The organism is Streptomyces polygonati (assembly GCF_042650325.1).
Taxonomy (GTDB): Bacteria; Actinomycetota; Actinomycetes; order Streptomycetales; family Streptomycetaceae; genus Actinacidiphila; species Actinacidiphila polygonati.
The window spans coordinates 145,011-166,490 of record NZ_JBHSBB010000029.1; the positions used below are offsets into that span (position 1 = coordinate 145,011).

The following is a 21,480-nucleotide window of genomic DNA, read 5'->3' on the forward strand; positions in this document are numbered from 1 at the left end:
CTCACCGCTCCTCCCGCCCCCTCCGGATACGCCCCGCAGAGGCGGTGTGGCCGGCAGGCAGAAGAGCGTCTATCGCCGCTGTGTCGCTCGGAAGCCCCATCCCAGCCGCGTTCAACCAAGCGTGGCAGCCAGCGGATAAGCCCCTGACCAAGGGGTTCTCCGGGACGTGGCGTGCGGGGAGCTGCGAGGTATGAAGCATGGGCCGACCTCCTCGTCCAGAGGGATGGCACAGGAGGCAGGCTGGTGTCTACTCAAAGTGAGCAGCCAACTGCCAACTGTTGCGACTTCCTGGAGTATGGCAGTCACATCTTCGATGCGTAAAGCACTACTGCGAAAATTTCACCACTGGCGTCCTCGGTGGAGCCCCGGCTCGGCGCGCGGCTATGGTCGTTGCATCGCGAGGGCGTTGCTGATGCTTCCTCGGCACGTCAGAATGACGACAAGTCATCGACCAAGGAGCACAGTTGGCTGTCACGGACGACAGATCGGTCGCCTTGTGCCGCATCCTTCTTCGCCTGCAACTCCGCCGACTGCGCGAGGCGCGAGGGCTCACCGCCTCGGCCGTCGCGAAGCAGTTCGGTTGGTCGACTGCTCGCATGACGCGGCTGGAGACGAAGGACACCGCAGTCGAGATCGGCGATGTCCGCGTGCTGTGCGATCTCTATGAGGCGCCACGCGAGCTTCGTGAGGAGCTGGAGAACTACGCCCTCATCACGAAGACCAAGAAGGACTGGTGGGACCAGAAGCCCTACAAGGGACTGATCCCAGCCTGGTTTCAGGCGTGCCTGGGTCTGGAGGCGGCGGCCAAGACCATCCGTATCTACCAGTCCGAGTTCATCCCCGGTCTCGCCCAGGATCCTGGTTACGCGAGGGCCATCCTCAGCTTGTCGGAAGACACCACCGAAGCGACTCAGGAAACCCAGGCGGAGGTCAGGAAGAAGCGACAGAGCATCCTGACACGGAGCGGCACTCGACCCGAGGTGACGATCATCCTGAACGAGGCGATCATCCGCCGTCCGGTCGGGAGTCCCGATGTCATGCGGCAGCAGCTCCAGAGACTGCTCAGCCTCGCCGAGGAGCCCAACGTCACCGTTCGGATCTTGCCGTTCTCCGCTGGTGCGCACCCAGCCATGCACGGGCCATTCACCCTGTGGGACTTCGAGGACGAGACGGTGGGAGACCTGGCCTGCCTGGAGAATCTGGTCGACGGCGGCGTGCTCTCCGACAGAGAGATGGTCGAGCCGTTCATCGCCGCGTACAACAGGTTGGAAGAGTTGGCCGGGTCGGATGCTGAGTCCGTAACCATGATCCGGGCGGTTGTGTCCTCCCTCTGAAGCTGAGTTGTCCGAAGGACACGGCCCCCTGAATCTGAGAGCTGATCGGCCCCATGTGCTGTCGACGGGACGAATGCACCACCCCCCTATGGCCCTATGACGCTCTAAGGGAGACTCTGTGAGCAGACCCCCAGGTCGAGTGCCTGGCCTACCCGCGCAAGCGGACCCATGGAAGATCAACCGGATATGGAGAACCACCCGTTGACAGAGAAAATCGTGTGGCGCAAGAGCAGCTACAGCGGCCAGAACGGAGGGGACTGCATCGAGTGCGCAACCCCGTCGGATGCCGAGGTGCTCGTGCGCGATTCAAAGGATGCGCGGGGGCCCCAGCTCGCCTTCGCGCCAGCGGCTTGGGCGGACTTCGTGCGCGCCGTAGCCGCAGACTCGTTCGCAGCAATCACACCGTAGGCCCACCCCCCCGTGTGGCACGACAGCGTCCCTCCTCAATCCAAGTGAGGAGGGACGCTTCGGTTTTCTACCTTCCCCCCGCAGTGGACCATGTGGCAACCATGCGGCACGGCGGTTGGACGAACGCGCAGTTCGCTCGTGGCCGGCGCAGAGCATCGCGCCAAGTCGAACGGACCAGATTTCGCCGTAGCCCGCGAGCTGCGGCTTGGACCTAGTGCGTCTGGACGGGGAGCGAGACCAGTCCCCGCACCAGGCGGGTTCGGCGCCATTCCAGTTGGCCGGCCGGGACGGCGAGCCTGAGCCGGGGGAAGCGGGTCAGAATCGCCCGTAGAGCGATGTCCGCTTCCGCTCGGGCGAACGGGGCACCGACGCAGCGGTGGATGCCGTGGCCGAAGGCGAGGTGGCCGGTGGCCTCACGGTCGAGGTCGAGCTGATCCGGGGCCGGGAACCGCTGCGGGTCACGATTGGCGGCGCCGAGGGCGACCAGCACGGGAACATTGGCCGGGATCTCGGTGCCGCCGAGTGTGATGGCTTCGGTGGTGTACCGGAACGTGGCCGTGCTGACGGGCGAGTCGAAGCGCAGCAGTTCGTCCAAGGCGGCCGGAATGCTCTCCGGGTTGCTGCGCAGGCGCTCCAGTTCGACGGGGTGCTGGAGGAGCGCCAGGGCGGCGTTGCCGAGGAAGTTGGTGGTGGTCTCGTGTCCGGCGACCAGCAGCAGCACCGCCAGGGAGACCAGCTCCTCCTCGGTGAGGCGGTCGTCCCCGTCGCGGGCCGCGATGAGGCTGTCGAGGAGTGAGCTTCCGGGCCGTGAGCGCTTGGCGGAGATTAGTCCGGTCATGTACTCGGCCATGGAGTGCGAGGCATCGTCGATGAGGTCGGGCTTGCCGGCGGCGAACAACTGGGCGGACCAGCGCTGGACGTTGGGCCGGTCGGTTTCCGGCACGCCGAGCAGCTCGCAGATCACGATGACCGGCAGCGGTACGGCCAGGCTGGCGACGAGGTCGATCTGCTCGCCGAGGGGCCACTGATCGAGCAGGCGGTCGGTCGTTTGGGCGATGAACGGGCGCAGTTCAGCGACAACGCCAGTCGTGAATGCCTTGGTCACCAGCTTGCGGAGCCTGGTGTGCTGGGGCGGATCGGTGGCCAGCATGTTGTGCGCGACTGCCGGGTGCAGCCGCCGCCGTGAGCCCTTGTCGGCGAAGAAGGCGGCGGTGTCTTTCGAGAGCCGGGGATCGGCCAGAGCCTCCCGGGCTTCGGCGTAGCCGAGGACCAGGTAGTTGATGTGCCCGCCCGAGCCGGTGGGAACGGTCTGCACCGGACACGCGGAGCGCATGGCCGCGTAGGCGGCGTACGGGTCTTGAGTGGGGTCGGTCATGTGGTCAGGCTCCAACTGGTTCTGGCTGCTCGCCGCTGGCGACGCGCGCAGTACGGTGCGAATAGGCGCTGGCCACCTGGAGGAGCCACTGGGTCTCTTCGCGGAGGTCTTTGCGTGACGGGGCTTCCGTCGGCGGCAGGGCGACTTCCTCGGCCAGGAGACCGGCCTTCATTGCCGCAAGTGCCGCCTTTACGACGGCAGCCTCGATGGTCGCGGCCGGGTCCTCCGTTACGGCGTCGGTAGTCCGCTGGGCCGTCTCCAGGACCTTGCGGGAGCGGTAGGGGCGAAGGGCGAGGATGCCGTCGCTGATCTCGATGACCCGGCGCTGGAGCAGGAAGTCCGCGTCGGTCGATGCGTTGGCGTTGACGTCTTCGGCCGGGAGAACGATCTCCGGCATGGCGGCCGACAGGTCCTGCCAGAGCGGACCGAGCGCTTCGAAGGACCGCACCTCCCAGCGTCGGCGGCGGGCCTGACTGACCGGGTAGACCACAGCCGGCAGGGTGAGGCCGACGCAGATCAGGAGAACCGCGAGCGCGGGGGACGTCACGCTGAAGACGCAGGGCGAGGACGTCAAGGTCGAGCAGTGCTGGTGATCAGGGATCAGGTGGAATCCCAGGCCCAAGGAGACGAGAACCATCACCTTGTACGCCGCGTAGACGAGCGCGAACAAGCAGCCGGCGGCTGCGAGGCGGAGGCCAAGCCGGACGCTAGTCCGGCGGGTCGACTTGGACTGCCGCAGAGCCTGCTGCAGGAAGTCGATGATGGCGAAGCCGAGGTAAGTGATGAACGCGAGCAGGTAGAGCGCGTACACCTGCGGCGATCGGTGCGTCACCTGCTCGTAGGCGAAGAGCACCGTCATGCCGAAGACGGAGGCAGCCAGGAGAAGGAGCCGCAGCCGTATGCGGCGTCGTGCTTCCGCGGATTCCAGGTTGAGCTGGAAGGAGACGGCCACGACGGAGGTAGCAGCGGCCAGGGAAGCGGAGTTGCTCAGCAACCGGGCCACGTCTGGTACGACTGCCTCGACGGCGTTCTCGAACAGCGGCGCGTAGGAGGCGAAGGCCAGCGCGAAGGAGGCGAGCAGGCTTCCCATGGCCCATGTCCCTGCAGGGCGCGGGGTGCCCCGCCCGAGGATCCAGTAGCCGGCAGCTACTGCCAGGAGACAGGCCATGCCAAGAAAGAGGGCATTCATTGTGAGCGGAACCGGCCTTTCTTGATGGGCTGGGCGAAGAGTGCATCCCAACTGTCCGACCCCTTTTCAGGTCGGCGGGAAGGCGATATGCGTTCGCGATAGATAAGCTGGCGAATGATGGTCGCCATCATCTCCGCCTCGCGTTCGTCGGCGGTCGAGTAGCTCGTGCGCCCCGACATGCGCATCACCAGAGTCGGATCCACCCCGAGGGAATGCGCCGTGGAGGCGTCCACTTCCAGGCTTCCGGGGTGGTCGAGGTACACGTGCATCAGTTCGTGGGTGAGTATGTGCCGTTGGTGGTGGACGGACGTCCCCTCCTCGTAGAAGAGGAGGTCTGCCTGTGGCGTCTCCAGGCGTATGCCGCAGGGGGCGTCGATTGCCCCGAGCGTGTTCAAGGACTTCAAGAAGATGGGCTTCCCGCGAACCGCGGTTATCGCTTCACGCAGCTCCCTCGTAGTGAAGCGATACGGCAGGGACAAGCGGTCGACTTTCTGCTCACAGGATGTGCGCAGCAGATTGTCGTCGACCCAAGGCAAAGACATGGTAGTTCCCCCCTCAGCCGGAGTTGTTTCAACTGCGAGCGACTGATGAGGAGAGGATGCCAAGAGGGTTGCTGATGTGGTGTTTATAGGAACTCGCACTTCCGGTTACGCACGGTGTTGCTGTGCCGGGTGTGACACAAGAGATGACTGTTCATCGACAACCGTCCTCTGGCTTCCTTGGGGCCGCAGTCCCCGATATTTCGGGGGTCGGATCGCGCGCCAAGTCCCCCTCCTTGGGGCCGTCGTCCTTTATGTCTGACTACGGAGGATGACGAACAGGTGATTTTCTGACGGAAAGTCACGGCATGTTGTGACCCACATCACAGATGGTCGCTCTACGATCTGTCCCCATGGACTCCCGCGAGGGGCGAGGCGATGACAGATTCCGAGGCGAATCCCTGACTGAGCTGCTGCGCTCGTGGCGCCGGCGCCTGGACCCCCGGAAGGTTCCTGGGCTGGAGTCCACCGGCAGGCGTGGCGACGGCCTGTCCCAGCGTGACGCCGCCCACTTGGGCGGGGTCAGCGAGCGGTGGTACCGAGCCCTGGAGGCCGGAAAGTCCGCCAACTACTCGGTCGAGTTCCTCGACCGCCTGGCCATCGGACTGCGGTTAAGCGGTGCCGAGCGACACGCCCTGTACTTGAGGGCCACCGGAAGACCGCCAACGCTCCTGGCCGCCCCAGAGCCCGATGCTGCCGCGGAGATGGATGAGCAGCTGCAGCAGTTCCTGGACACCCAACCTCCCAACCCCGCCTACGTGTCCGACGTGGCGTGGAACATCGTCGGGCGCAATCAGCCATTTCGCGCATGGTTCCCCTGGGCTGTTCGCGACGGGAATCTCATGCGCTGGATTCTCCTGGATCCGGAAGCACGTGACCGGCTCGTCAATTGGCGCGAAGACTGGGCCCGTCCCGCCTTGGGGCAAATCCGCTATGCGCTGAGTCAGTATCCCAAGAACGAAGCCCTTCGCCGCTTAGAACGCGATGTCCTTGCGGGACCTCGGGACATGCGCGAAATGTGGGGCCGGCGCGAAGTCTACGAACACCCCGAACGCGACGTGCGCAGACTGAGGTTGCCGTACCACGCGGGTCGGGAAGTCCCGGTCCGAACCATCGATCTGGCCCCCGCGCGCAGCGCAAGGCTTCGTGTGGTGCTGTTCATGGAAACCCGACGGGACGCCTCCAGTAGGTGAACGGCGGCGCGGGATTTCTCGCCCGATGGTTCTGGGGCGGATTATTCGTCGTCCAGCAGCTCCGAGCCGTCTGAGTCGTCCGGCATGCCTTCGAGCCGCCGAGCCTGGTCGATCACCGCATTCAGCATCTGCAGACTGGACGTACTGAGTCCGTTGGCGCGAAGGGCGACCCGGCGCACCTCCTGGTCGCGCATCGCTGCGACCACCTTGATCTCCGCGCGCGCCCGCTCCGCCACCTCCTCGTCGAAGAAGTAGCCCGGTGGGACGCCGAAGAAGCCGGCCAGCGCGCGGATCGTCTGCATCTTCGGGTTCGTATTGGTCCCGGTGCGCAGTTGCTGGATGGCGCTCGCCGAGATGGCCACCCCGGAGGTCTCCCGGATGCCCTGTGAGACCTCCGCGTACGTGAAGGAGCCTCCTCCCTTCGGGTGGACCTCCTGGAACAGGTAGTCGAGCAGCTCCGCGAAGGACCGCTCCGGTGTCTCGGTCATCTCCGGCCCCTTCGTCATACCTGCGATCCTATCCACTCCAGTGGTGTTTCTGCTCTTTGGGGCGTCATATCTCGACATCGCAGTTGACGTAGGCGGGTTATTGCGGTGTACGTTGACCACCATATCCGTCCAGTGCAGTGTTCCATGCCTGGTGGGAGTGGGTATGAAGGCTGGACTTGTGCCAGGGGTCGCCCTATGGTTCTGGTCCCGGCGCAAGATCGCCGGATGCCGGAGAGGCGAGCGGGGAGGGGAGGGGCCATGCACGGACGAGGGCCGTGACGACGGCTGGGCTTAACGCGACCGGCGCCCGGGAGCTACGAACTCCAGGGCGCCGGGCCGGCACCGCGAAGGGCGCCGATTCACATCTCGCGGGCGGCGGGGCCTTCTCTGCACGAGAACCGCCGCACCGCGCTCCTACGAACAACGGAGTATCGCATGCTCACCGCCCAAGGCGGAAGTTCGGCCTGCCCGGACGCCGACCGCGCGCAGCGCCTCGCTCTTCAGCTCGCCGACATGATCCCCGGCGTGGCCACCCTGCGCGTGAGCCTCACCGACCCGACGCAGACCTGGCCCCATCCCCACGCCGTGGCCAGGGACCGGGCGGGGCAGCCGGTGGAACTGAGCCGGACGACCGCGAAGATCGCGGCGCGCTGGATCCTGCGGGTCTGGCCGGAGGCCGACTGGACCCGGCCTCATACCTTCGACCTGGTCACCGCCACGCTCACCCGTAGCGACCTGGTCGCGGGCCGGGGCCGCTGACGTGTCACGGATACGCCCCGTAAAGCCCGAGACGTGGACGAGCGAGACGCTCGCCGCGGTCCGGATCACTGCCGAGCGCACCTTCCTGGCGATGACCACCATGGCCGACGACCACGGCCGACACCGCGACAACGCGGCGATCATCGCCGGGCTGATCTGGCCGCTGCGCGCCGAACACGGTGCCGTCCAGGTGGAGGAGGACCTCACCCAGCTCGAAGACGCCGGAGCGATCTGCCGGTATATCGGCTGCGACGGCAAGCGGTACTTCCACTACCCGACCTGGTTCAAGCACCAGAAGATCGACAAGCCCAGCGCGTCGCGGCTCCCCGCCTGCCCGAAGTGCGCTCCCGAGCGGTGCGGGGTCTGCAAGGGCCCCTGCGCCCAGCGCGCCGACGCCTCCCCGAAGGCTCCCGGAGGATTCGGGGAGGACTCCCCGAACCTTCCCGGAACCCTCGAACCGCCCGCGCGGCCCGCGCCGACCCCTCCCGCACCCACCCCGGACACCCCCACGCCCGCCCAGGACGCCCCCGGCGCCCCCGCCACCACCACCCAGGGTGCGGGTGACAAACCCGCAGGTCAGACGCGACTCGCCGAAGCCTCTCCGAGGACTCCCCGAAAGGTCGGGGAGGGCTCGGCGCCTGGATCTAGGATCTTGGATCCTGGATCTTTCTTCCCTACGGGGCGCGATGCGCCCGACGCGAGCAGCGTCTCAGCGAAGGAGCTGATCGGCGAGTACGTCAACTCGTGCCGGGAGCGCCCCCCGGGCGACGTGATCGGCCACCTCGGGGGCATCACCAAGAAGCTCCTCGCCGAGGGCATCGCGGTGGAGCACGTCCGGGCCGGGCTGCGGCGCTTCGGCGAGATCCAGGGCCACCCGTCGCGGCTGCCGAGCCTGGTCAACGACGCGATGAACGCCCCCGGCGGGCCGGGGGCCGGTTTGGCCGGTCCGGGATTCCGGCCTAACGTGCCCGCTCACAGGGCCTGGACCAACCCGGTCGACGCCGCCACCGCCTACGCCGAGGAGCTGTGATGCGCACCCGAACCCGCGAACCGCAGACCCTCGGCGGAGCCGGAACCCTGGACCGGATGGCCCGGATCCTGGCCGCCCGGAACATCGACCCGGCCGCCGCCACGGCCCCGGACGAGCCGGAGCCGTACTCGCCGCTGGACGCAGTACGGGCGTCGGTGCCGCCGCGCTACCGGGACGCGGTAGCCGACCACCCGCAGGTCCTGGCCTGGTGCCGGGAGGTCGCCGCACAGGCGGTCGCCCCGGGCCTGGGTGCGCGGCGGCAGGTGGCGACGGGGCCGTCGCTGCTGATGGCGGGGGTGGTCGGCGCGGGCAAGACGCACCAGGCGTACGGCGCGGTCCGCGCGCTGGCCGGGGCGGGGGTCGGGGTGCGGTGGCGGGCGACGACGGCGGCCGACCTGTACGCCGAACTGCGTCCGAGGGCAGGGGTGGACAGCGAGCGGGAGCTGGCGGCGGTGGCCCGGGTTCCGCTGCTGATCCTGGACGACCTCGGCGCGGCGAAGGCGTCGGAGTGGACCGAGGAGATCACCTACCGGCTGGTCAACCGCCGGTACAACCACGAGCTTCCGACCCTGATCACCAGCAACCTGCGCATCGGGGACCTGCGGGCCTACGTCGGTGACCGCGTCGCCAGCAGGCTCACCCAGATGACCACCCGCGTCGAGTTCGACCTGGTCGACCGCAGACGCACCCCCGCCGCCGCCTGACCTGCGGTCAGACGGTCCCCCTGCCGGGCCCGCCCCCAGCGCGCCGCCCGCACGAACTTCCCGACCAGGCACCTCCGCCGCCGCCGACAGCGCACGGAGGGCGATCGGAGCACACCGCGCATGCCCAGCACGACGAACACCCCTGCCCGCCACCGCTCGCTGGGGGACCAGACCTGGCAGAACAGCGCCGTCTGCCAGCCGACCGAGTACCACCCGGTCGACCCCGAAATCTTCTTCCCCTACCCCGAGGAGATGGACAAGATCCGCGCAGCCAAAGCCCTGTGCGCCCAGTGCCCCGTCCGCCAGACCTGCCTGGACGCCGCCCTGGAAAACGGCGACACCCACGGCATCCGGGGCGGCCTGACCGAGCAGGAACGCGCCCCGATGCACACCCGGCTCCCCGCCCGCCTGGACTACTCCCGCGTCAACGCCGCCGTCGCCGGACGCGACATCCACCTCACCTCCGCCGAACGCCAGGCCGTCATCCACGCCGCCTACCGCCACGGCGTGCCCGCACACCGCCTGGCCTGGATCCTCAAGATCGACGAGGAGACCGCGCAGAAGCGCTACCGCGAGATCCGCCACGCCCTGCGCCACCGCGACGCGGAGCCCACCACACCCACCAGCCCGCCGCCGCAGCAGGGCGGACAGCACATGAGCCGCGACGACTTCGGGACGGCGGCGTGAACACCGCGAGCGCGCCGGAGACGGTGCTCGTCACCGGCTGGGACCGCCTGGCCGTGATCGTCCTGGGCGGCGCCGGGTGCGCGCTGTCGGCCAGCGCGCTGATGCAGATGGCCATCGCCATCCATATCCGCCCCGCCCTGTGCTGGCTCTTCCCGCTGGTGGTCGACGGGTTCATCGCCTATGGCATCCGGGCGCTGCTGGTCCTGCGCACCGCCCCGCTGCGCGCGCGCCTCTACGTCTGGACCCTGGTGGGCACCGCGACCGGGGTCAGCGTCTGGGCCAACGCGCTGCACGCGGTACGGCTCAACGAGACCGCCCCGGCCGGCGGACTGCGGCTCGGCGACACGGTGGTCGCCTACCTGTCCACGGTCGCGCCGCTCGCACTGGCCGGAGCGGTCCACCTGTACATCCTCATCGCCCGCGGACCGGACAACCACGCCGACCGCACCGACCGCACCGACCGGACTGACCGTCACGGTCAGGTCGGTCACCCCGGTCAGGCTGACCGATCCGGTCAGTCCGACCCCGCCAGGGGCATCGCGGTCACTGCGGCTGACCGGGCCGGTCAGCGGTCACCGCACGCCGGTCAGTCCGGTGCCGGTCAGCCGGTCACCGCGCCGACCGACCCGCCCCGGGCGACCGGGAACCCGCCCGTCCCGGTCACCCGGTCGCTGACCGGGGCCGGTGACCCGGCGGGCAGTACGGGCTCGGTCACCGGTCTCCACGACACCCACGTCCGACGGACGCAGGCCGCTGACCTGGGCGGTCAGCCGGACAGTGGCCCGGCGGTCAGTGACCGACTGGCCGCCACCGAGCCGGTCACCGCCCGCCCGGTCAGCCACCCGCCGGTCACTGACCCGCCGGTCGCTCCCTCGCCGGTCAGTGACCGCGAGCCCCGCAGACCGGCTGACCGGCGAACTGACCTGGACACCGAGGAGCTGCTGGAGATCGCCCGGTCAGCGGTCAGGGCCGAGGACAAGCTGACCCGGCAGGTGGTCGCCCAGGCCATCCGGGGTCAGCGGATCCCGCTGTCCAGCGACACGCTGACCGCCCTGATGGCCCAGCTCCGCGAACAGCGCGACCAGCCGGTCACCACCTCCCGCGACTGACCGCACACCACGGCGGCGGGTGACCGGGCCGGATAGCCCGGCCGGTCACCCGCCCCCGAAGCGCCACCTTCCGACGTCCTCCCACCGACTGGAGAGCACGAACATGCGCACCAACCCCGCCACCGCGTCCGAGGTGGAGACCTGGCTGGCCGTCCTGCACGAGCGCGGTCACCTCTACCGCGCCGAAACCGGACCCGACCGCACCTGGATCGTGCAGCGAGGCCGTCACAGCCGACCGTGGACCCTGCACCACCCGGTCCTGGCGATGGACTGGATCGAGGACGTCCTGCGCGACGTCCACCGACACGAAGCGGACTCCGACCGGTGACCGCCAACGACCCGGCGGCCACCACCCCTGACCAGCAGCGACAGGTCAACTCGGCTCCTGGCGGAGCAAGTTGTCGCGGTCGACGGTCCTACGGCCCGTCGATCGCACTTGCCCCCGCCCAGGGGGGCGGGGGAAGTCCGGCTGGTCGCCGCGCGAGGGCGCACGGGGACCAGCCGGAGGTCCGGCACCAGGGGGCGCCAGTGGGGGGAGAAGCAGCCGACCGCGCGCCGCGCGAGCAGCCCAGCCCCAGCCCGCCAGTGCCCGCGTTTCCCGACCGCGCGCCTCGCCGCCGCTCCCGCAACCCGAGCCAGCGCAACTACAAGCTGACCACGCGCCTGTCCCTCGCCGAGAAGACCGAGATCAGCACTGCCGCCGCACAGCGCGCCGTCACCGTCGCGCGCTTTCTCGCCGCCGCCGCGCTCGCCGCCGCCCGCGGTTCGCTGCCCGTGCAGAGCAACGAGCAGCTCGACGCCGCGATCGACGAGCTGGCCGCCCTGCGCACCGCCGTCTCCCGTGTCGGCAACAACATCAACCAGATCGCGTATGTCTACAACTCCGGCGGGCAGTCCCGCCCCGGCGAACTCGACCACGTACTTGGCGTGCTGAACCGGATCCTCGTCCGCGTCGATGACACGGCCGACACCCTGGCGCGCAGGAGGCTCTGATGGTCCCCAAGATCCGGCGTGGCTCGCGCACCCACGGCGTGCTCGCCTACCTCTTCGGCCCTGGCAAGCGGGACGAGCACACCGACCCTCACCTGGTGGGCTCGTGGGACGGTTTCGCTCCCGACCCCGGCCGCGACGCCAGCCCTGACCCCGACCCGAAGGTCACCCTCGCCCGGCTGGCCGCCGCGCTGGACCTGCGCGTCACGCAGGCCGGCACGGCAGCTCCGGCCCAGCACGTGTGGCACTGCTCGGTGCGTACCGATCCCGGCGACCGCATCCTGAGCGACGCCGAATGGAGCACCGTCTCCCGCCGCCTCGTGCAGGCCACCGGCCTGGCACCCGACGGCGACCCGGACGGTTGCCGCTGGGTCGCCGTTCGGCACGCCGAGGACCACATCCACATCGTGGCCACCATGGTCCGGGGCGACCTGCGCCGCCCCCGCATGAACTACGACTTCAAAAAGGCCCAGGCCGAATGCCGCCGCATCGAGAAGGAGATGGGACTGCGCCAGCTCAAGCCCGGTGACGGCACCGCAGCCAAGAGCCCCACCAGCGCCGAGCGGTTCAAAGCCGAACGCACCGGCCGCACCGAAACCCCCCGCGAGACGCTGCGCGAAGCCGTCCGCCAGGCCCTGGCCGGAGCCGCCACCGAGGCGGAGTTCTTCACCCGGCTCCGCGACAAGGGGGTGCGCGTCAAGCTGCGCGACGCCCCTTCGGGAGACGTCATCGGGTACTCGGTCGCGCTGCCCGGCGACCGCAACCGCGACGGAGCACCGGTCTGGTTCCCCGGATCCACCCTCGCCCCGGACCTGTCCCTGCCCAAGATCCGCCGCCGTCTGGCCGACGCACCCGGCGACGACCCGGCAACGCCGGAGGCCGGTGCCGGTGGAAAGCAGTGGTCGCCGCCCGCCCGGGGACGGCGCACCGCCACCGGGATCGCCGAACGCGCCGTCGTCGTCCTGGACAGCAACCGCGATGACGAAGCCGCCGCCCAGCTCGTAGGTATGGGCGAACTGCTGGACGCCGTCGCCCAGACCTCCCCGGCCGCCGCCCGCGCCGAGCTGGCCGCCGCCGCCCGCTCCTTCGAACGCGCCACCCGCAGCCACACCCGCGCTGAGCAAGCCGACACCCGCGCCCTGCGCTCGGCCGCCCGGGGCATCATCCGGGCCGGCGGGGCGCTGGGCCGGGGCGAGGACGGCGGCACCACCGCGATGCTCCTGTCCACCCTGGTCCTGGTCGCCGTCGCCGCCGCCCGCTGGCACTCCGCCCGCGGACACGCCCAGCAAGCCGAAGCCTCCCGCCAGAGTGCCCAGCACCTGCGCGCCGCCTACCGCCAGGCCGCCGCCGCACCCATGAAGACCCTGCGCTCCCAAGGCCGCGCCCTGCCCGAGGCCAAACGGCGCAGCTACGAGATCACCATCCGTGCAGCACTGGCGCACCGCCTCACCCACGCCGGTGCCGAAACTCAGCACGACGCGATAGCCGCCACCCTGGCCCAGGCCGAACAGGCGGGCCACGACCCCAAGACTCTGCTGCAGCAGGCCGTCGACATGCGCGAACTCGACTCAGCTGAGGATGTGAACGACGTCCTGGTCTGGCGGCTGCGCCGCCTCGCCGGCCTCCCCGCCCACCCGGGCAACACCGCTCAACGCCCGAAGGCCGGCACCGGACGCGCTCCTGTATCGGCTCAGCGGGCCGGTGTCCCCACTGCGCCGCTGGCTGCACCGGACCCCCGTAACCGTCCGCCACGCCGCTGAACACTGGTCCGGCGGGCCGGCGCTCGGCCTGCCGGACCGGTCGAAGTCTCTGGACAACCGGCCCCACCTGCTGTTATGGATGAACAGACAGGCCCTGAGATGGAGATGACGCTCGTGCCCAGAACGACCGACCACCCCATAGAGGCACCCACCGCTCCGCCTGCCGCCCCTGTAGACAGCGACCCGCTGCTGCAACTGCGGTACGCGCCTCAGCCTCCCAGCGGTCCCCACGCTTTCCACTACATCCGTCACCCCCAGGAACTGGCCCTGCGCGGCATCCCGGTGATGTGCACGGCCTGCCGAGCCCGCCGGGACTGGCTCCTGATCAATCAGGGCCGCAACGTCTGGATCCACTGCCGCTGCAACAACGAGTGGCACGAACCCGAGATCACGCGCGCCGCATTCCAGGCCCTGACCCGCCTCCCGGACACCACCACGTACGCCAGCGTGGCCGAGGGCGTGGCCGCCATGGGTTTCGACGGGAGCTTCGCCGGCATCTACCTCGAATAGCCGGGCGGGGCAGGCGAACGCCGAGGAGCGCCACCGAGTTCCGGTGGCGCTCCCTCGTTGTGCGGTGGTCAGCCGCGGTTGCTGTATTTGGGGAGCTGGCCCCGGTAGTCGCAGCCGGGACAGGTGTCCTCGCCTTCGATGTGGCCCTCGTACCAGCCGTGAACAGCGGCGTGGAGGACCGCGTCCTTCCAGTCGGCTTCGCCACTCTCCACGGAAGCGATGGCGTTGCCGACGATCACACGGAGCACAGGGCTGTCCGGTGACGGGTATGGCGGGGAGGGCATCGGCGAGTCGGTCATGCTCACGAGCCTAGGGGCCGTCCAGCCACAGGCCAGCCGCGATCGGTACAGAGGCGCAACCACCATCCGGAGGGCAGGTGACCCCCAGGGCGGGACGGCTGGCCCAGGGACGGGACCAGCGCAATCGGAGCTGTTCTCGCGTCCCTCGGTGATCATCACGGGATCATTCGGGAAGGTACGCCCTTCGCCTGCCCTTCCGGAAACGATCCACAGGTCTTGGGCATTGCTCTAATTGGGGGGCATTGTGGAGTGGAGGAGGCTACCGCCACGTGGTCGGCTCACTGGGCGTGCATGAGGCCGGCCGGTCGCTGAGCATGGCGGGCATCAGACGAGCAGGTGCGTTCCCGTCAAGGATCGGGTTGTGATGATTGCGCACCGGTCGGGTCGGCAGTTCTGCGTCATAGAGCGGCTTCGCCGGGCGGATGGTTGGTTGCGGATGTGACGGGCGCGGGGCGTGCGACGCTCGGGTGGTGTCGCCGGGCGGGCATGGATGCCGGCTGTTCTGGCGCTGGGTTTCGAGGTTCGAGGATGCTCTCGCGGATCCTCGGTGTGCCCTGGGTGCTGAGCACGGCAGCGCCGAGCAGGACGAGCAGGGGGCCGGCGTCGGGGTCGGTGGACTGTCCGCTGGTGAGCTGTCCCGCGCCCTGCCCGATCACCCAGAACAGCAGCGCGAGGGCGATGCCGCTCCATGCGGCTGCGGTGCGCCAGGACCGTGGTGCCAGGGCGGCCAGGCCCACCGCTGCGGTCACGACGGCCACGGTGATCGTCACCGCAGTGCTGTCCGCGCCCAGGGCGGAGGCGAGCGCACGGTCCAGGGAGGCAAGAGGTCCGGGTGCGTCGTCGGCCGAGGAGGCGAGGGCCTGTACTGCGCCGTTGCCGGGCAGCACTTGCAGGAGGGCGCCGCCGGTCCACACCAGAGCCCATGCGGGTGCGGCCCATGTGGGAGGCGTGGTGTGACTGCTCCACCGGTCGCCGGGACTGTCCACGCGGGATGGGTGCTCGGGCCAGGCCATCGCGGCGGCCAGGGCGTAGAGCGCGACGGCTCCGGGCGCTCCGGTCAGCAGGAGGGCGTGGCCGCTGGCCAGGCCGCCGAGGCCCTCGCCGAGCCACCACACCGCAAGGGCCCAGCCGATGGAGGCGGCCAGGGACCAGCGGGCGGTGCGCGCCCACAGCAGCCCTGCCCCGAGGAGGAGTTGGCCGAGGGCGAAGGCTGTGTTCGTCAGGACGGGTGCGGCGGCGATGAGGTGTGCGGCCCAGTGGACGGACGCGGCCACGGCGGCGGGCTGGCCGGTGGCGGCGGGTTCGATGATCTGGTGGGCGAAGCCGCTGGTGAACATGAACGGCTGCAGTTGCAGGGCGCCGTCCAGGAGCCACAGCACTCCCAGGATGATCTGGATATGTCGGCGGGTCATGGTCACGGCGGTCTCCCGGTCGAGGGGGCGGCGGACGGGTGCGGCGGGGCGGTGGGCCCTCAGCGAGTGATCGAGGTCAGGGCAGCGAACACCACCGTGTTGCCCAGGTAGGAGTGGGTACCGGGGTTCCAGTCACCGCAGGTGATCAGGCGCAGTTGCGGGATCGTGCTGGGGGTGGTGTAGACGCCCAGGGTCGGGAAACGATCCTTGGGGTATTCGCGCACCGCGGTGACGGTGAACGTCGCGGTGCTCCTGTCCGCCCGGGTCACGGTCACCTTCTGGCCCGCGACCATGGCGCCTAGGCGGTAGAAGACGGCGGGGCCGGTCTGCTCGGAGTCCACGTGCCCGAGCACGATGGAGGCACCGATCTGTCCGGGGGTGGCGGAATTCCGGTACCAGCCGGCCTTCAGCGGCTGCCCGGGGACCTGCACGCTGCCGTCGGTGTTGCGGCCCAGCCGTAGCAGGTCGCTGTGCACCCCGATCGCCGGAATGCTCAGGGAGGTGGGTGCCGAGGCGGGGAGCACCAGGCCCGGCCCTGCGTCATGACGTGGGGAGGCGGTGGCGGTTCCGGAGGGAGACCGGTCCGGGCCGGCGGAGGGTGAGGCGACGGTCGGGGGTGTCGGGTTGAGGGAGCCGGCAGCGGCACGGGCCGGCTGCGGCGGCTGGTCGGGTTGGTCGGTGAGGGCGACGGCGATGGTGGTGGCGCCGCCGGCGGCCAGCACGGCGGTGGCCGCCGCGGCGACAAGGCCGCGGCGGCCACCGCGCAGGATGCGCACTATCGGTGACATGGCGTCAGGACCGGCTGATGCCTAGAAGCCCTGCGTGGTGCGGCGGCGCAGGAGCCAGGTACCGCCGGCCGCGGCGACCATGGCGCCGCCGGCGGCCAGCAGGTCGATATCGGTGGAGCCGTGGCCGGCAGGGCCGCTGCCGGTGGCCGCGCCGCCGCTGGGCATGGCGCTGAGCACTCCGCACAGGGCCGGGGCGGTGGCGACCTGGGGCAGCTTGGGGTCCAGCTCACTGGCGCCGAGCACGTTGGTGAACTTGCCGCTGCCGTCGTAGTCGATGCCGTGCACCACGATGGCGGCCTTGCCGGCCTTCAGGTTGGCGACCACGTCGCTGGTGACGGTCACGGTGCGGTGGTAGTGGAACGAGGAGCCCATCGGGAAGCGGGTGACGGCCAGAGCGCTGGCGGGGGTGGTGTCGCCGGTGGTGGTCAGCGAGGTCCCGATCATTCCGTAGGATTTCATGCCGTCGGTGGTGTTGATCGCGGTGTGGCCGTTGAGCTGGGTGGCTGTTGAGGCCGGGGGGCAGATGCCCTGGCCGTCGACGTGGATGTGCATCGCGTGCGGGACCCCGGCCAGCAGCCCCGAGACGGTGACGTCCACGGTGGCGCGGTCGCCGTTCAGGGTGACGCTGGCCATGCCGGAGCCGGTGACGTGGTTCGTCGGCACCGGGTTGAGCGTCGTCTGCAGGTTGCCGGAACCCGCGCTGTCGGCTGCGGCCATTGCCGGGAAGGCCGCCGTGATACCGAGCGCGGCTATCGCTGCCGCGGAGAGAACTGCTTTGTTCATGATGACCACTCTCAGTCTGGCTCCGGGCCGCGGCGTCGGCCGCGGGCTCACCGGAACAAAAGTCCTGCCTGACTGTTCGCCATCCGACGTAAAACTCTGTCGGATGCGGGCTGACACGCCCTCACGGCCGGGGTCATGGGCCGTATGTCGCTGCGTTGGGGAGGAGCAGGCGGCGATCGCCCGCTGCCCGGCCCTTCAGGAGTCATTCGGAGCCGGCAGGTCCGCGGATTGGTGCCAATTCGCACAGGCTGCGGATCACCGCGAAGTCCTGACTGCTTTGGGGCAGCGAATGGGCGGTTTGTGAAGCTTTCACCGGATTCGGCAAAAATCTGATGCCGTCGATGCCGTCGGGCAGCGTAAGGGGGCTTGAGAAGGCGATGCCGGCGTAGCCGTGAAGGTGCTCGGCAGGCATCCGCAAAATGGAGATGCGCTGGGCCCGTCTTCCCGCTGTGATCGCGACGCTTCCACAGCTGACCGGTACCGCGCTGATGGACTGCCGGTCTGCTTCGGGCGGGTCGGCCGCCCTTGGCAGGGTAGGCGGCGTTCGGGAGCCGTTGACGTTTCGGCATTCCAGGAACGACCGCACCCCGTGTTCTGGCGGGATGTGCCCGACAACGCGAAGGCTGGCCTGATGGATGCGATCGTGCTGCTCAAGGACGACCACAAGACGGTGGAGAAGCTGTTCAAGGAGTTCGAGCAGGCCGGCGACAGTGCCTACAAGACCAAGCGGGCTATCGCCGACAAGGTCATCGAGGAGCTGACGGTCCACACGTGGATCGAGGAGAAGATCTTCTACCCAGCCGCCCGCGCGGCCGTACCGGCCACCACCGACCACGTCCTGGAGAGCGTCGAGGAGCACCACGTCGTGCTGTGGATGCTCTCCGAACTGGCGGGCCTCGACCCCAAGGACGAGCGCTTCGACGCCAAGATGACCGTTCTCATGGAGAACGTGCGCCATCACGTCGAGGAGGAGGAGCAGGAGTGGTTCCCCCAGGTCCGCTCCGCCATGGGCCGCAACCAGCTGGTCGAGCTGGGCGAAGAGCTCACGGCCGCCAAGCCCGGTGCCCCTCGCGATCCCCTCAAGGTCCCCAGCGCCCGCGAATGACGGCCGCCGGAACCGCGTGGCGGGTCGAAGATCCCCGGCTTCGCCCCGCACCTTGAGGTGCGCATTCCGGGAGGTTTTTCGCCTACGGTTTTCCGAAGGAGCAGAGCATGGCAAGTGAGCAGTCGGGCAGAGCGGTCCAGCGGACCCGGTCGGTGACAGAGCCGGTGGCCGAGCGCGCCGGTTGGGACGTGGTGGACGTACGGGCGGTGGACACCGCGCGGCTGCTGGCGGCCGACGCGGTGCAGAAGGCCGGCAACGGCCACCCCGGGACGGCGATGAGCCTGGCCCCGCTGGCCTACCTGCTGTTCCAGAACGTCATGCGGCACGACCCGAACGACGACCAGTGGCTGGGCCGGGACCGGTTCGTGCTGTCCTGCGGACATTCGAGCCTGACCCTCTACATCCAGCTCTTCCTGACCGGCTACGGCCTGGAGCTGCCGGACCTGGAGGCGTACCGGACCTGGGGTTCGGCCACTCCCGGACACCCCGAGCACCGGCACACCCGCGGCGTGGAGATCACCACCGGACCGCTCGGCCAGGGCCTGGCCAGCGCGGTGGGCATGGCGATGGCGGCGCGCCGCGAACGCGGACTGCTCGACCCCGAGGCCGAACCGGGCACCAGCCCCTTCGACCACCACGTCTACGCCATCGCCTCTGACGGCGACATGATGGAAGGCATCACCGGTGAGGCCGCCTCACTGGCCGGCCATCAGGAACTCGGCGCTCTCACCGTCTTCTACGACTCCAACCACATCTCGATCGAGGACGACACCGACGTCTCCTTCAGCGAGGACGTCCCGGCCCGCTTCGCCGCCTACGGCTGGCACGTGCAGACCGTCGACTGGACCGGCACCGGCACCTACGTCGAGGATGTCGACGCACTGCTGGCCGCGACTCGCAGGGCACGGGAAGAGACCGGCCGCCCCTCCTTGATCATGCTGCGCACCCTGATCGGCTGGCCGGCCCCCACCAAGCAGAACACCGGCAAGGCCCACGGCTCGGCGCTGGGCGAGGACGAGGTCGCGGCCACCAAGACCCTGCTCGGCTTCGACCCCGAGGCGCACTTCACCGTCGAGGACGAGGTCCTGGCCCGCACCCGGCAGGCGGCCGAGCGGGGCCGGCAGGCGCACGCCGCGTGGGACGAGCCGTTCGCGGCCTGGCAGAAGGCCAATCCGGAGCGTGCCGCGCTGCTGGACCGGCTGCAGAACCAGGTACTGCCCGACGGCTGGACCGATGCCCTGCCCGCGTTCCCCGCCGACCCCAAGGGCATGGCCACCCGCGCCGCGTCCGGCAAGATCCTCACCGCGCTCGCGCCGGTCCTGCCCGAACTGTGGGGCGGCTCGGCCGACCTGGCGTCCAGCAACAACACCACCATGGACGGCGAGCCCTCCTTCATCCCCGCCGACCGCCAGACCAAGGACTGGAAGGGCGGCCCCTACGGCCGCACCCTGCACTTCGGCATCCGCGAGCACGCCATGGGCGCGATCCTCAACGGCATCGCCCTGCAGAGCCTGACCCGTCCCTACGGCGGTACGTTCCTGACCTTCTCCGACTACATGCGCCCCGCCGTACGCCTGGCCGCGCTGATGAAGCTGCCCGCCACCTACGTATGGACGCACGACTCCATCGGCCTCGGCGAGGACGGCCCCACCCACCAGCCGGTCGAACACCTGGCGGCGCTGCGCGCCATCCCGGGTCTGGACGTGGTCCGACCCGGCGACGCGAACGAGACCACCGCCTGCTGGCGTACCGTCCTGGAGCACACCGACCGCCCCACCGGGATGGTCCTGACCCGGCAGAAGGTGCCCGTCCTGGACCGCGACAGCGGCGAGTACGCCCCCGCGGCCGACGCGGCCCGCGGCGGATACGTCCTGGCCGACACGCCGGACGGCGCCACACCCGATGTGATCCTGGTCGCGACCGGCTCCGAGGTCCAGATCGCGCTGGACGCCCGCGCCCTGCTGACAGCCGACGGTCTCGCGGTGCGCGTGGTGTCGATGCCCTGCCGGGAGTGGTTCGCCGCCCAGCCCCCGGCCTACCAGGACCAGGTGCTGCCGCCCGCCGTCCGGGCGCGGGTCAGCGTCGAGGCCGCCGTCGGACAGGGCTGGCGCGACGTCGTCGGCGACGCCGGCCGGATCGTCAGCCTGGAACACTACGGCGCCTCCGCCGACTACCAGCGCCTCTACACCGAGTTCGGCATCACCCCCCAGGCAGTCGCCGCAGCCGCCCACGACAGCATCCACGACACCCACCACGCACCCCGCCCCGGCGGCCACCAGCAAACCTCAGCCCCCACCAGCGGCGGCACCGGCGACCGCCCCTGACGGCCCCCGCCGATGGGTGTCGTACAGGCTCGTGATGGTGGTCCTCGCGTCGGCCTGCACTGGCGCGTGGATATCTGCATAGGTGTTTCACTCGGGGGCACACGGCTCCATGGAGGCTGATAATCATGGGACCGTTGCTCATCGTTCTTCTGCTCGCACTGATTCTTTTCGGTGGGGGCTTCGCGCTCCACCTTCTGTGGTGGGTCGCCGTTATCGTGCTCGTCGTGTGGGTGCTGGGATTTGTCATGCGTGGCACCCACTCCAGCGGCAGCCGGAACCGGTGGTACCGCTGGTAGAGCGCATACCAGCTCGTTCCGCGGGCGCCGCCCACCCTCCGAGGTGGGCGGCGCCCGCTGCCGTTCGGGGAAATGCTTCCCGGCGGTGGGGTGAGCCGGGCAATAGCGGATAGGAGCACGGTGCCGGGGTGTCTCCGGAAACACGCAGCGGATCACCTCCACCGGGGACAGCCCGGCACTCAGGACCATTGTTCCAACACCGCTTCACCGAAAAGGCAGGGATTTTCTCCGGCCGAGCCGGGGACATCTTCCCCCTGTGCAGCGAGCATCCGGCGGGCTCCGCCGGCGACCGTTCTGCCGATCGGCAGCCAGCGGCCCGGTGGGCCCACTGGGGCCCACCATCTTCCCTGGAGGATCATCATGTCCGTTTCCAGCGCGTCCGATCCACTTGCCGAACT

At 69.6% G+C, this 21,480-nt stretch carries 25 protein-coding genes; 15 read left to right on the plus strand and 10 right to left on the minus strand.

Annotated features, from left to right (window positions below; all coding sequences use genetic code 11):
- The first annotated feature begins 464 nt into the window (after positions 1-464).
- Both ACFO3J_RS30605 and ACFO3J_RS30610 read left to right on the plus strand, forming a co-directional pair.
- The gene (locus tag ACFO3J_RS30605; RefSeq protein WP_386436340.1) at positions 465-1,334 is read left to right on the plus strand and encodes a helix-turn-helix domain-containing protein; all 870 of its coding nucleotides are present in this window, start codon (positions 465-467) and stop codon (positions 1,332-1,334) included.
- Positions 1,335-1,520: 186 nt separating this feature from the next.
- Positions 1,521-1,742, plus strand: a complete 222-nt coding sequence (locus ACFO3J_RS30610; protein WP_386436420.1) for a DUF397 domain-containing protein — start codon at positions 1,521-1,523, stop codon at positions 1,740-1,742.
- Positions 1,743-1,953: 211 nt separating this feature from the next.
- Here ACFO3J_RS30610 and ACFO3J_RS30615 read toward each other — a convergent pair whose 3' ends face one another.
- The 3 genes from ACFO3J_RS30615 to ACFO3J_RS30625 are packed head-to-tail and all read right to left on the minus strand — an operon-like array spanning position 1,954 to position 4,848.
- Positions 1,954-3,117 (minus strand): cytochrome P450 family protein, encoded by a 1,164-nt coding sequence (locus ACFO3J_RS30615; protein ID WP_386436342.1) that lies wholly within the window; start codon positions 3,115-3,117, stop codon positions 1,954-1,956.
- A 4-nt stretch (positions 3,118-3,121) separates the two neighbouring features.
- A complete protein-coding gene (locus ACFO3J_RS30620; RefSeq protein WP_386436344.1) occupies positions 3,122-4,306 on the minus strand; it encodes an MAB_1171c family putative transporter in 1,185 nt (394 codons plus the stop codon).
- On the minus strand, positions 4,303-4,848 hold the full coding sequence (locus tag ACFO3J_RS30625) for a regulator component (protein ID WP_386436346.1): 546 nt from the start codon (positions 4,846-4,848) through the stop codon (positions 4,303-4,305). Before ACFO3J_RS30625 ends, ACFO3J_RS30620 begins: the two co-directional genes overlap by 4 nt.
- Before the next feature lie 350 nt (positions 4,849-5,198).
- On the opposite strand from ACFO3J_RS30625, the gene ACFO3J_RS30630 reads away from it, so the two are divergent.
- Positions 5,199-6,038: an MmyB family transcriptional regulator gene (locus tag ACFO3J_RS30630; protein ID WP_386436348.1), complete on the plus strand. Its 840-nt coding sequence runs from the start codon at positions 5,199-5,201 to the stop codon at positions 6,036-6,038.
- 41 nt (positions 6,039-6,079) lie between these two features.
- Here the strand turns inward: ACFO3J_RS30630 and ACFO3J_RS30635 are convergent, their stop codons facing one another.
- Positions 6,080-6,544 carry a Secondary metabolite protein gene (locus tag ACFO3J_RS30635; RefSeq protein ID WP_386436351.1) on the minus strand — a complete coding sequence of 155 codons (465 nt, stop codon included), beginning with the start codon at positions 6,542-6,544 and terminating at the stop codon, positions 6,080-6,082.
- Between the two features lie 417 nt (positions 6,545-6,961).
- Here ACFO3J_RS30635 and ACFO3J_RS30640 point away from each other — a divergent pair, with 417 nt between their 5' ends.
- From ACFO3J_RS30640 to ACFO3J_RS30680, 9 genes are all read left to right on the plus strand, one after another.
- The gene (locus tag ACFO3J_RS30640) at positions 6,962-7,285 is read left to right on the plus strand and encodes a transcriptional regulator (protein WP_386436354.1); all 324 of its coding nucleotides are present in this window, start codon (positions 6,962-6,964) and stop codon (positions 7,283-7,285) included.
- Between the two features lies 1 nt (position 7,286).
- Positions 7,287-8,315: a hypothetical protein gene (locus ACFO3J_RS30645; RefSeq protein ID WP_386436357.1), complete on the plus strand. Its 1,029-nt coding sequence runs from the start codon at positions 7,287-7,289 to the stop codon at positions 8,313-8,315.
- Positions 8,315-9,019: an ATP-binding protein gene (locus ACFO3J_RS30650; protein WP_386436360.1), complete on the plus strand. Its 705-nt coding sequence runs from the start codon at positions 8,315-8,317 to the stop codon at positions 9,017-9,019. Before ACFO3J_RS30645 ends, ACFO3J_RS30650 begins: the two co-directional genes overlap by 1 nt.
- A 120-nt stretch (positions 9,020-9,139) precedes the next feature.
- Complete coding sequence (locus ACFO3J_RS30655) at positions 9,140-9,706, plus strand: WhiB family transcriptional regulator (RefSeq protein WP_386436363.1); 567 nt, start codon at positions 9,140-9,142, stop codon at positions 9,704-9,706.
- On the plus strand, positions 9,703-10,815 hold the full coding sequence (locus ACFO3J_RS30660; protein ID WP_386436366.1) for a DUF2637 domain-containing protein: 1,113 nt from the start codon (positions 9,703-9,705) through the stop codon (positions 10,813-10,815). Before ACFO3J_RS30655 ends, ACFO3J_RS30660 begins: the two co-directional genes overlap by 4 nt.
- 103 nt (positions 10,816-10,918) lie before the next feature.
- A complete protein-coding gene (locus ACFO3J_RS30665) occupies positions 10,919-11,143 on the plus strand; it encodes a hypothetical protein (protein ID WP_386436369.1) in 225 nt (74 codons plus the stop codon).
- A 200-nt stretch (positions 11,144-11,343) separates the two neighbouring features.
- Positions 11,344-11,808 (plus strand): plasmid mobilization protein, encoded by a 465-nt coding sequence (locus ACFO3J_RS30670; RefSeq protein WP_386436371.1) that lies wholly within the window; start codon positions 11,344-11,346, stop codon positions 11,806-11,808.
- Positions 11,808-13,565: a relaxase/mobilization nuclease domain-containing protein gene (locus tag ACFO3J_RS30675; RefSeq protein ID WP_386436374.1), complete on the plus strand. Its 1,758-nt coding sequence runs from the start codon at positions 11,808-11,810 to the stop codon at positions 13,563-13,565. The genes ACFO3J_RS30670 and ACFO3J_RS30675 overlap by 1 nt, the downstream gene beginning before the upstream one ends.
- 105 nt (positions 13,566-13,670) lie before the next feature.
- Complete coding sequence (locus ACFO3J_RS30680) at positions 13,671-14,075, plus strand: hypothetical protein (RefSeq protein WP_386436423.1); 405 nt, start codon at positions 13,671-13,673, stop codon at positions 14,073-14,075.
- Between the two features lie 68 nt (positions 14,076-14,143).
- Here ACFO3J_RS30680 and ACFO3J_RS30685 read toward each other — a convergent pair whose 3' ends face one another.
- The 5 genes from ACFO3J_RS30685 to ACFO3J_RS30705 form a co-directional block, all read right to left on the minus strand.
- A complete protein-coding gene (locus tag ACFO3J_RS30685; protein ID WP_386436377.1) occupies positions 14,144-14,374 on the minus strand; it encodes a hypothetical protein in 231 nt (76 codons plus the stop codon).
- Between the two features lie 398 nt (positions 14,375-14,772).
- Entirely contained in the window at positions 14,773-15,786 is a 1,014-nt protein-coding gene (locus tag ACFO3J_RS30690; protein WP_386436380.1) for a hypothetical protein, read from the minus strand.
- 59 nt (positions 15,787-15,845) lie between these two features.
- Positions 15,846-16,574, minus strand: coding sequence for a class F sortase (locus ACFO3J_RS30695; RefSeq protein WP_386436383.1), 729 nt, complete (start codon positions 16,572-16,574; stop codon positions 15,846-15,848).
- A gap of 21 nt (positions 16,575-16,595) precedes the next feature.
- The gene (locus ACFO3J_RS30700; protein ID WP_386436386.1) at positions 16,596-17,357 is read right to left on the minus strand and encodes a hypothetical protein; all 762 of its coding nucleotides are present in this window, start codon (positions 17,355-17,357) and stop codon (positions 16,596-16,598) included.
- A gap of 202 nt (positions 17,358-17,559) precedes the next feature.
- Complete coding sequence (locus tag ACFO3J_RS30705; protein WP_386436389.1) at positions 17,560-17,769, minus strand: hypothetical protein; 210 nt, start codon at positions 17,767-17,769, stop codon at positions 17,560-17,562.
- Positions 17,770-17,988: 219 nt separating this feature from the next.
- Here ACFO3J_RS30705 and ACFO3J_RS30710 point away from each other — a divergent pair, with 219 nt between their 5' ends.
- The 3 genes from ACFO3J_RS30710 (at position 17,989) to ACFO3J_RS30720 (ending at position 21,082) form a co-directional block, all read left to right on the plus strand.
- Entirely contained in the window at positions 17,989-18,462 is a 474-nt protein-coding gene (locus ACFO3J_RS30710) for a hemerythrin domain-containing protein (RefSeq protein ID WP_386436393.1), read from the plus strand.
- A 107-nt stretch (positions 18,463-18,569) separates the two neighbouring features.
- Positions 18,570-20,786, plus strand: coding sequence for a transketolase (gene tkt, locus ACFO3J_RS30715; protein WP_386436396.1), 2,217 nt, complete (start codon positions 18,570-18,572; stop codon positions 20,784-20,786).
- Between the two features lie 125 nt (positions 20,787-20,911).
- Complete coding sequence (locus tag ACFO3J_RS30720) at positions 20,912-21,082, plus strand: hydrophobic protein (protein WP_386436398.1); 171 nt, start codon at positions 20,912-20,914, stop codon at positions 21,080-21,082.
- Between the two features lie 179 nt (positions 21,083-21,261).
- Here the strand turns inward: ACFO3J_RS30720 and ACFO3J_RS30725 are convergent.
- The coding region (locus ACFO3J_RS30725) for a hypothetical protein (RefSeq protein WP_386436401.1) at positions 21,262-21,480 on the minus strand (219 nt) is incomplete at its 5' end.

What these genes read in the sequence shown, in the direction of transcription:
- ACFO3J_RS30680 (WP_386436423.1), top strand. Translation starts at nt 13,671, where the DNA reads ATGACGCTCGTGCCCAGAACGACCGACCACCCCATAGAGGCACCCACC.
- ACFO3J_RS30610 (WP_386436420.1), top strand. Translation starts at nt 1,521, where the DNA reads ATGGAGAACCACCCGTTGACAGAGAAAATCGTGTGGCGCAAGAGCAGC.
- ACFO3J_RS30700 (WP_386436386.1), bottom strand. Translation starts at nt 17,357, where the DNA reads ATGAACAAAGCAGTTCTCTCCGCGGCAGCGATAGCCGCGCTCGGTATC.
- ACFO3J_RS30615 (WP_386436342.1), bottom strand. Translation starts at nt 3,117, where the DNA reads ATGACCGACCCCACTCAAGACCCGTACGCCGCCTACGCGGCCATGCGC.
- ACFO3J_RS30675 (WP_386436374.1), top strand. Translation starts at nt 11,808, where the DNA reads ATGGTCCCCAAGATCCGGCGTGGCTCGCGCACCCACGGCGTGCTCGCC.
- ACFO3J_RS30705 (WP_386436389.1), bottom strand. Translation starts at nt 17,769, where the DNA reads ATGCCTGCCGAGCACCTTCACGGCTACGCCGGCATCGCCTTCTCAAGC.
- ACFO3J_RS30655 (WP_386436363.1), top strand. Translation starts at nt 9,140, where the DNA reads ATGCCCAGCACGACGAACACCCCTGCCCGCCACCGCTCGCTGGGGGAC.
- ACFO3J_RS30690 (WP_386436380.1), bottom strand. Translation starts at nt 15,786, where the DNA reads ATGACCCGCCGACATATCCAGATCATCCTGGGAGTGCTGTGGCTCCTG.
- ACFO3J_RS30665 (WP_386436369.1), top strand. Translation starts at nt 10,919, where the DNA reads ATGCGCACCAACCCCGCCACCGCGTCCGAGGTGGAGACCTGGCTGGCC.
- ACFO3J_RS30685 (WP_386436377.1), bottom strand. Translation starts at nt 14,374, where the DNA reads ATGACCGACTCGCCGATGCCCTCCCCGCCATACCCGTCACCGGACAGC.
- ACFO3J_RS30650 (WP_386436360.1), top strand. Translation starts at nt 8,315, where the DNA reads ATGCGCACCCGAACCCGCGAACCGCAGACCCTCGGCGGAGCCGGAACC.
- ACFO3J_RS30630 (WP_386436348.1), top strand. Translation starts at nt 5,199, where the DNA reads ATGGACTCCCGCGAGGGGCGAGGCGATGACAGATTCCGAGGCGAATCC.
- ACFO3J_RS30625 (WP_386436346.1), bottom strand. Translation starts at nt 4,848, where the DNA reads ATGTCTTTGCCTTGGGTCGACGACAATCTGCTGCGCACATCCTGTGAG.
- ACFO3J_RS30640 (WP_386436354.1), top strand. Translation starts at nt 6,962, where the DNA reads ATGCTCACCGCCCAAGGCGGAAGTTCGGCCTGCCCGGACGCCGACCGC.
- ACFO3J_RS30620 (WP_386436344.1), bottom strand. Translation starts at nt 4,306, where the DNA reads ATGAATGCCCTCTTTCTTGGCATGGCCTGTCTCCTGGCAGTAGCTGCC.
- ACFO3J_RS30635 (WP_386436351.1), bottom strand. Translation starts at nt 6,544, where the DNA reads ATGACGAAGGGGCCGGAGATGACCGAGACACCGGAGCGGTCCTTCGCG.
- ACFO3J_RS30695 (WP_386436383.1), bottom strand. Translation starts at nt 16,574, where the DNA reads ATGTCACCGATAGTGCGCATCCTGCGCGGTGGCCGCCGCGGCCTTGTC.
- ACFO3J_RS30710 (WP_386436393.1), top strand. Translation starts at nt 17,989, where the DNA reads ATGGATGCGATCGTGCTGCTCAAGGACGACCACAAGACGGTGGAGAAG.
- tkt (WP_386436396.1), top strand. Translation starts at nt 18,570, where the DNA reads ATGGCAAGTGAGCAGTCGGGCAGAGCGGTCCAGCGGACCCGGTCGGTG.
- ACFO3J_RS30720 (WP_386436398.1), top strand. Translation starts at nt 20,912, where the DNA reads ATGGGACCGTTGCTCATCGTTCTTCTGCTCGCACTGATTCTTTTCGGT.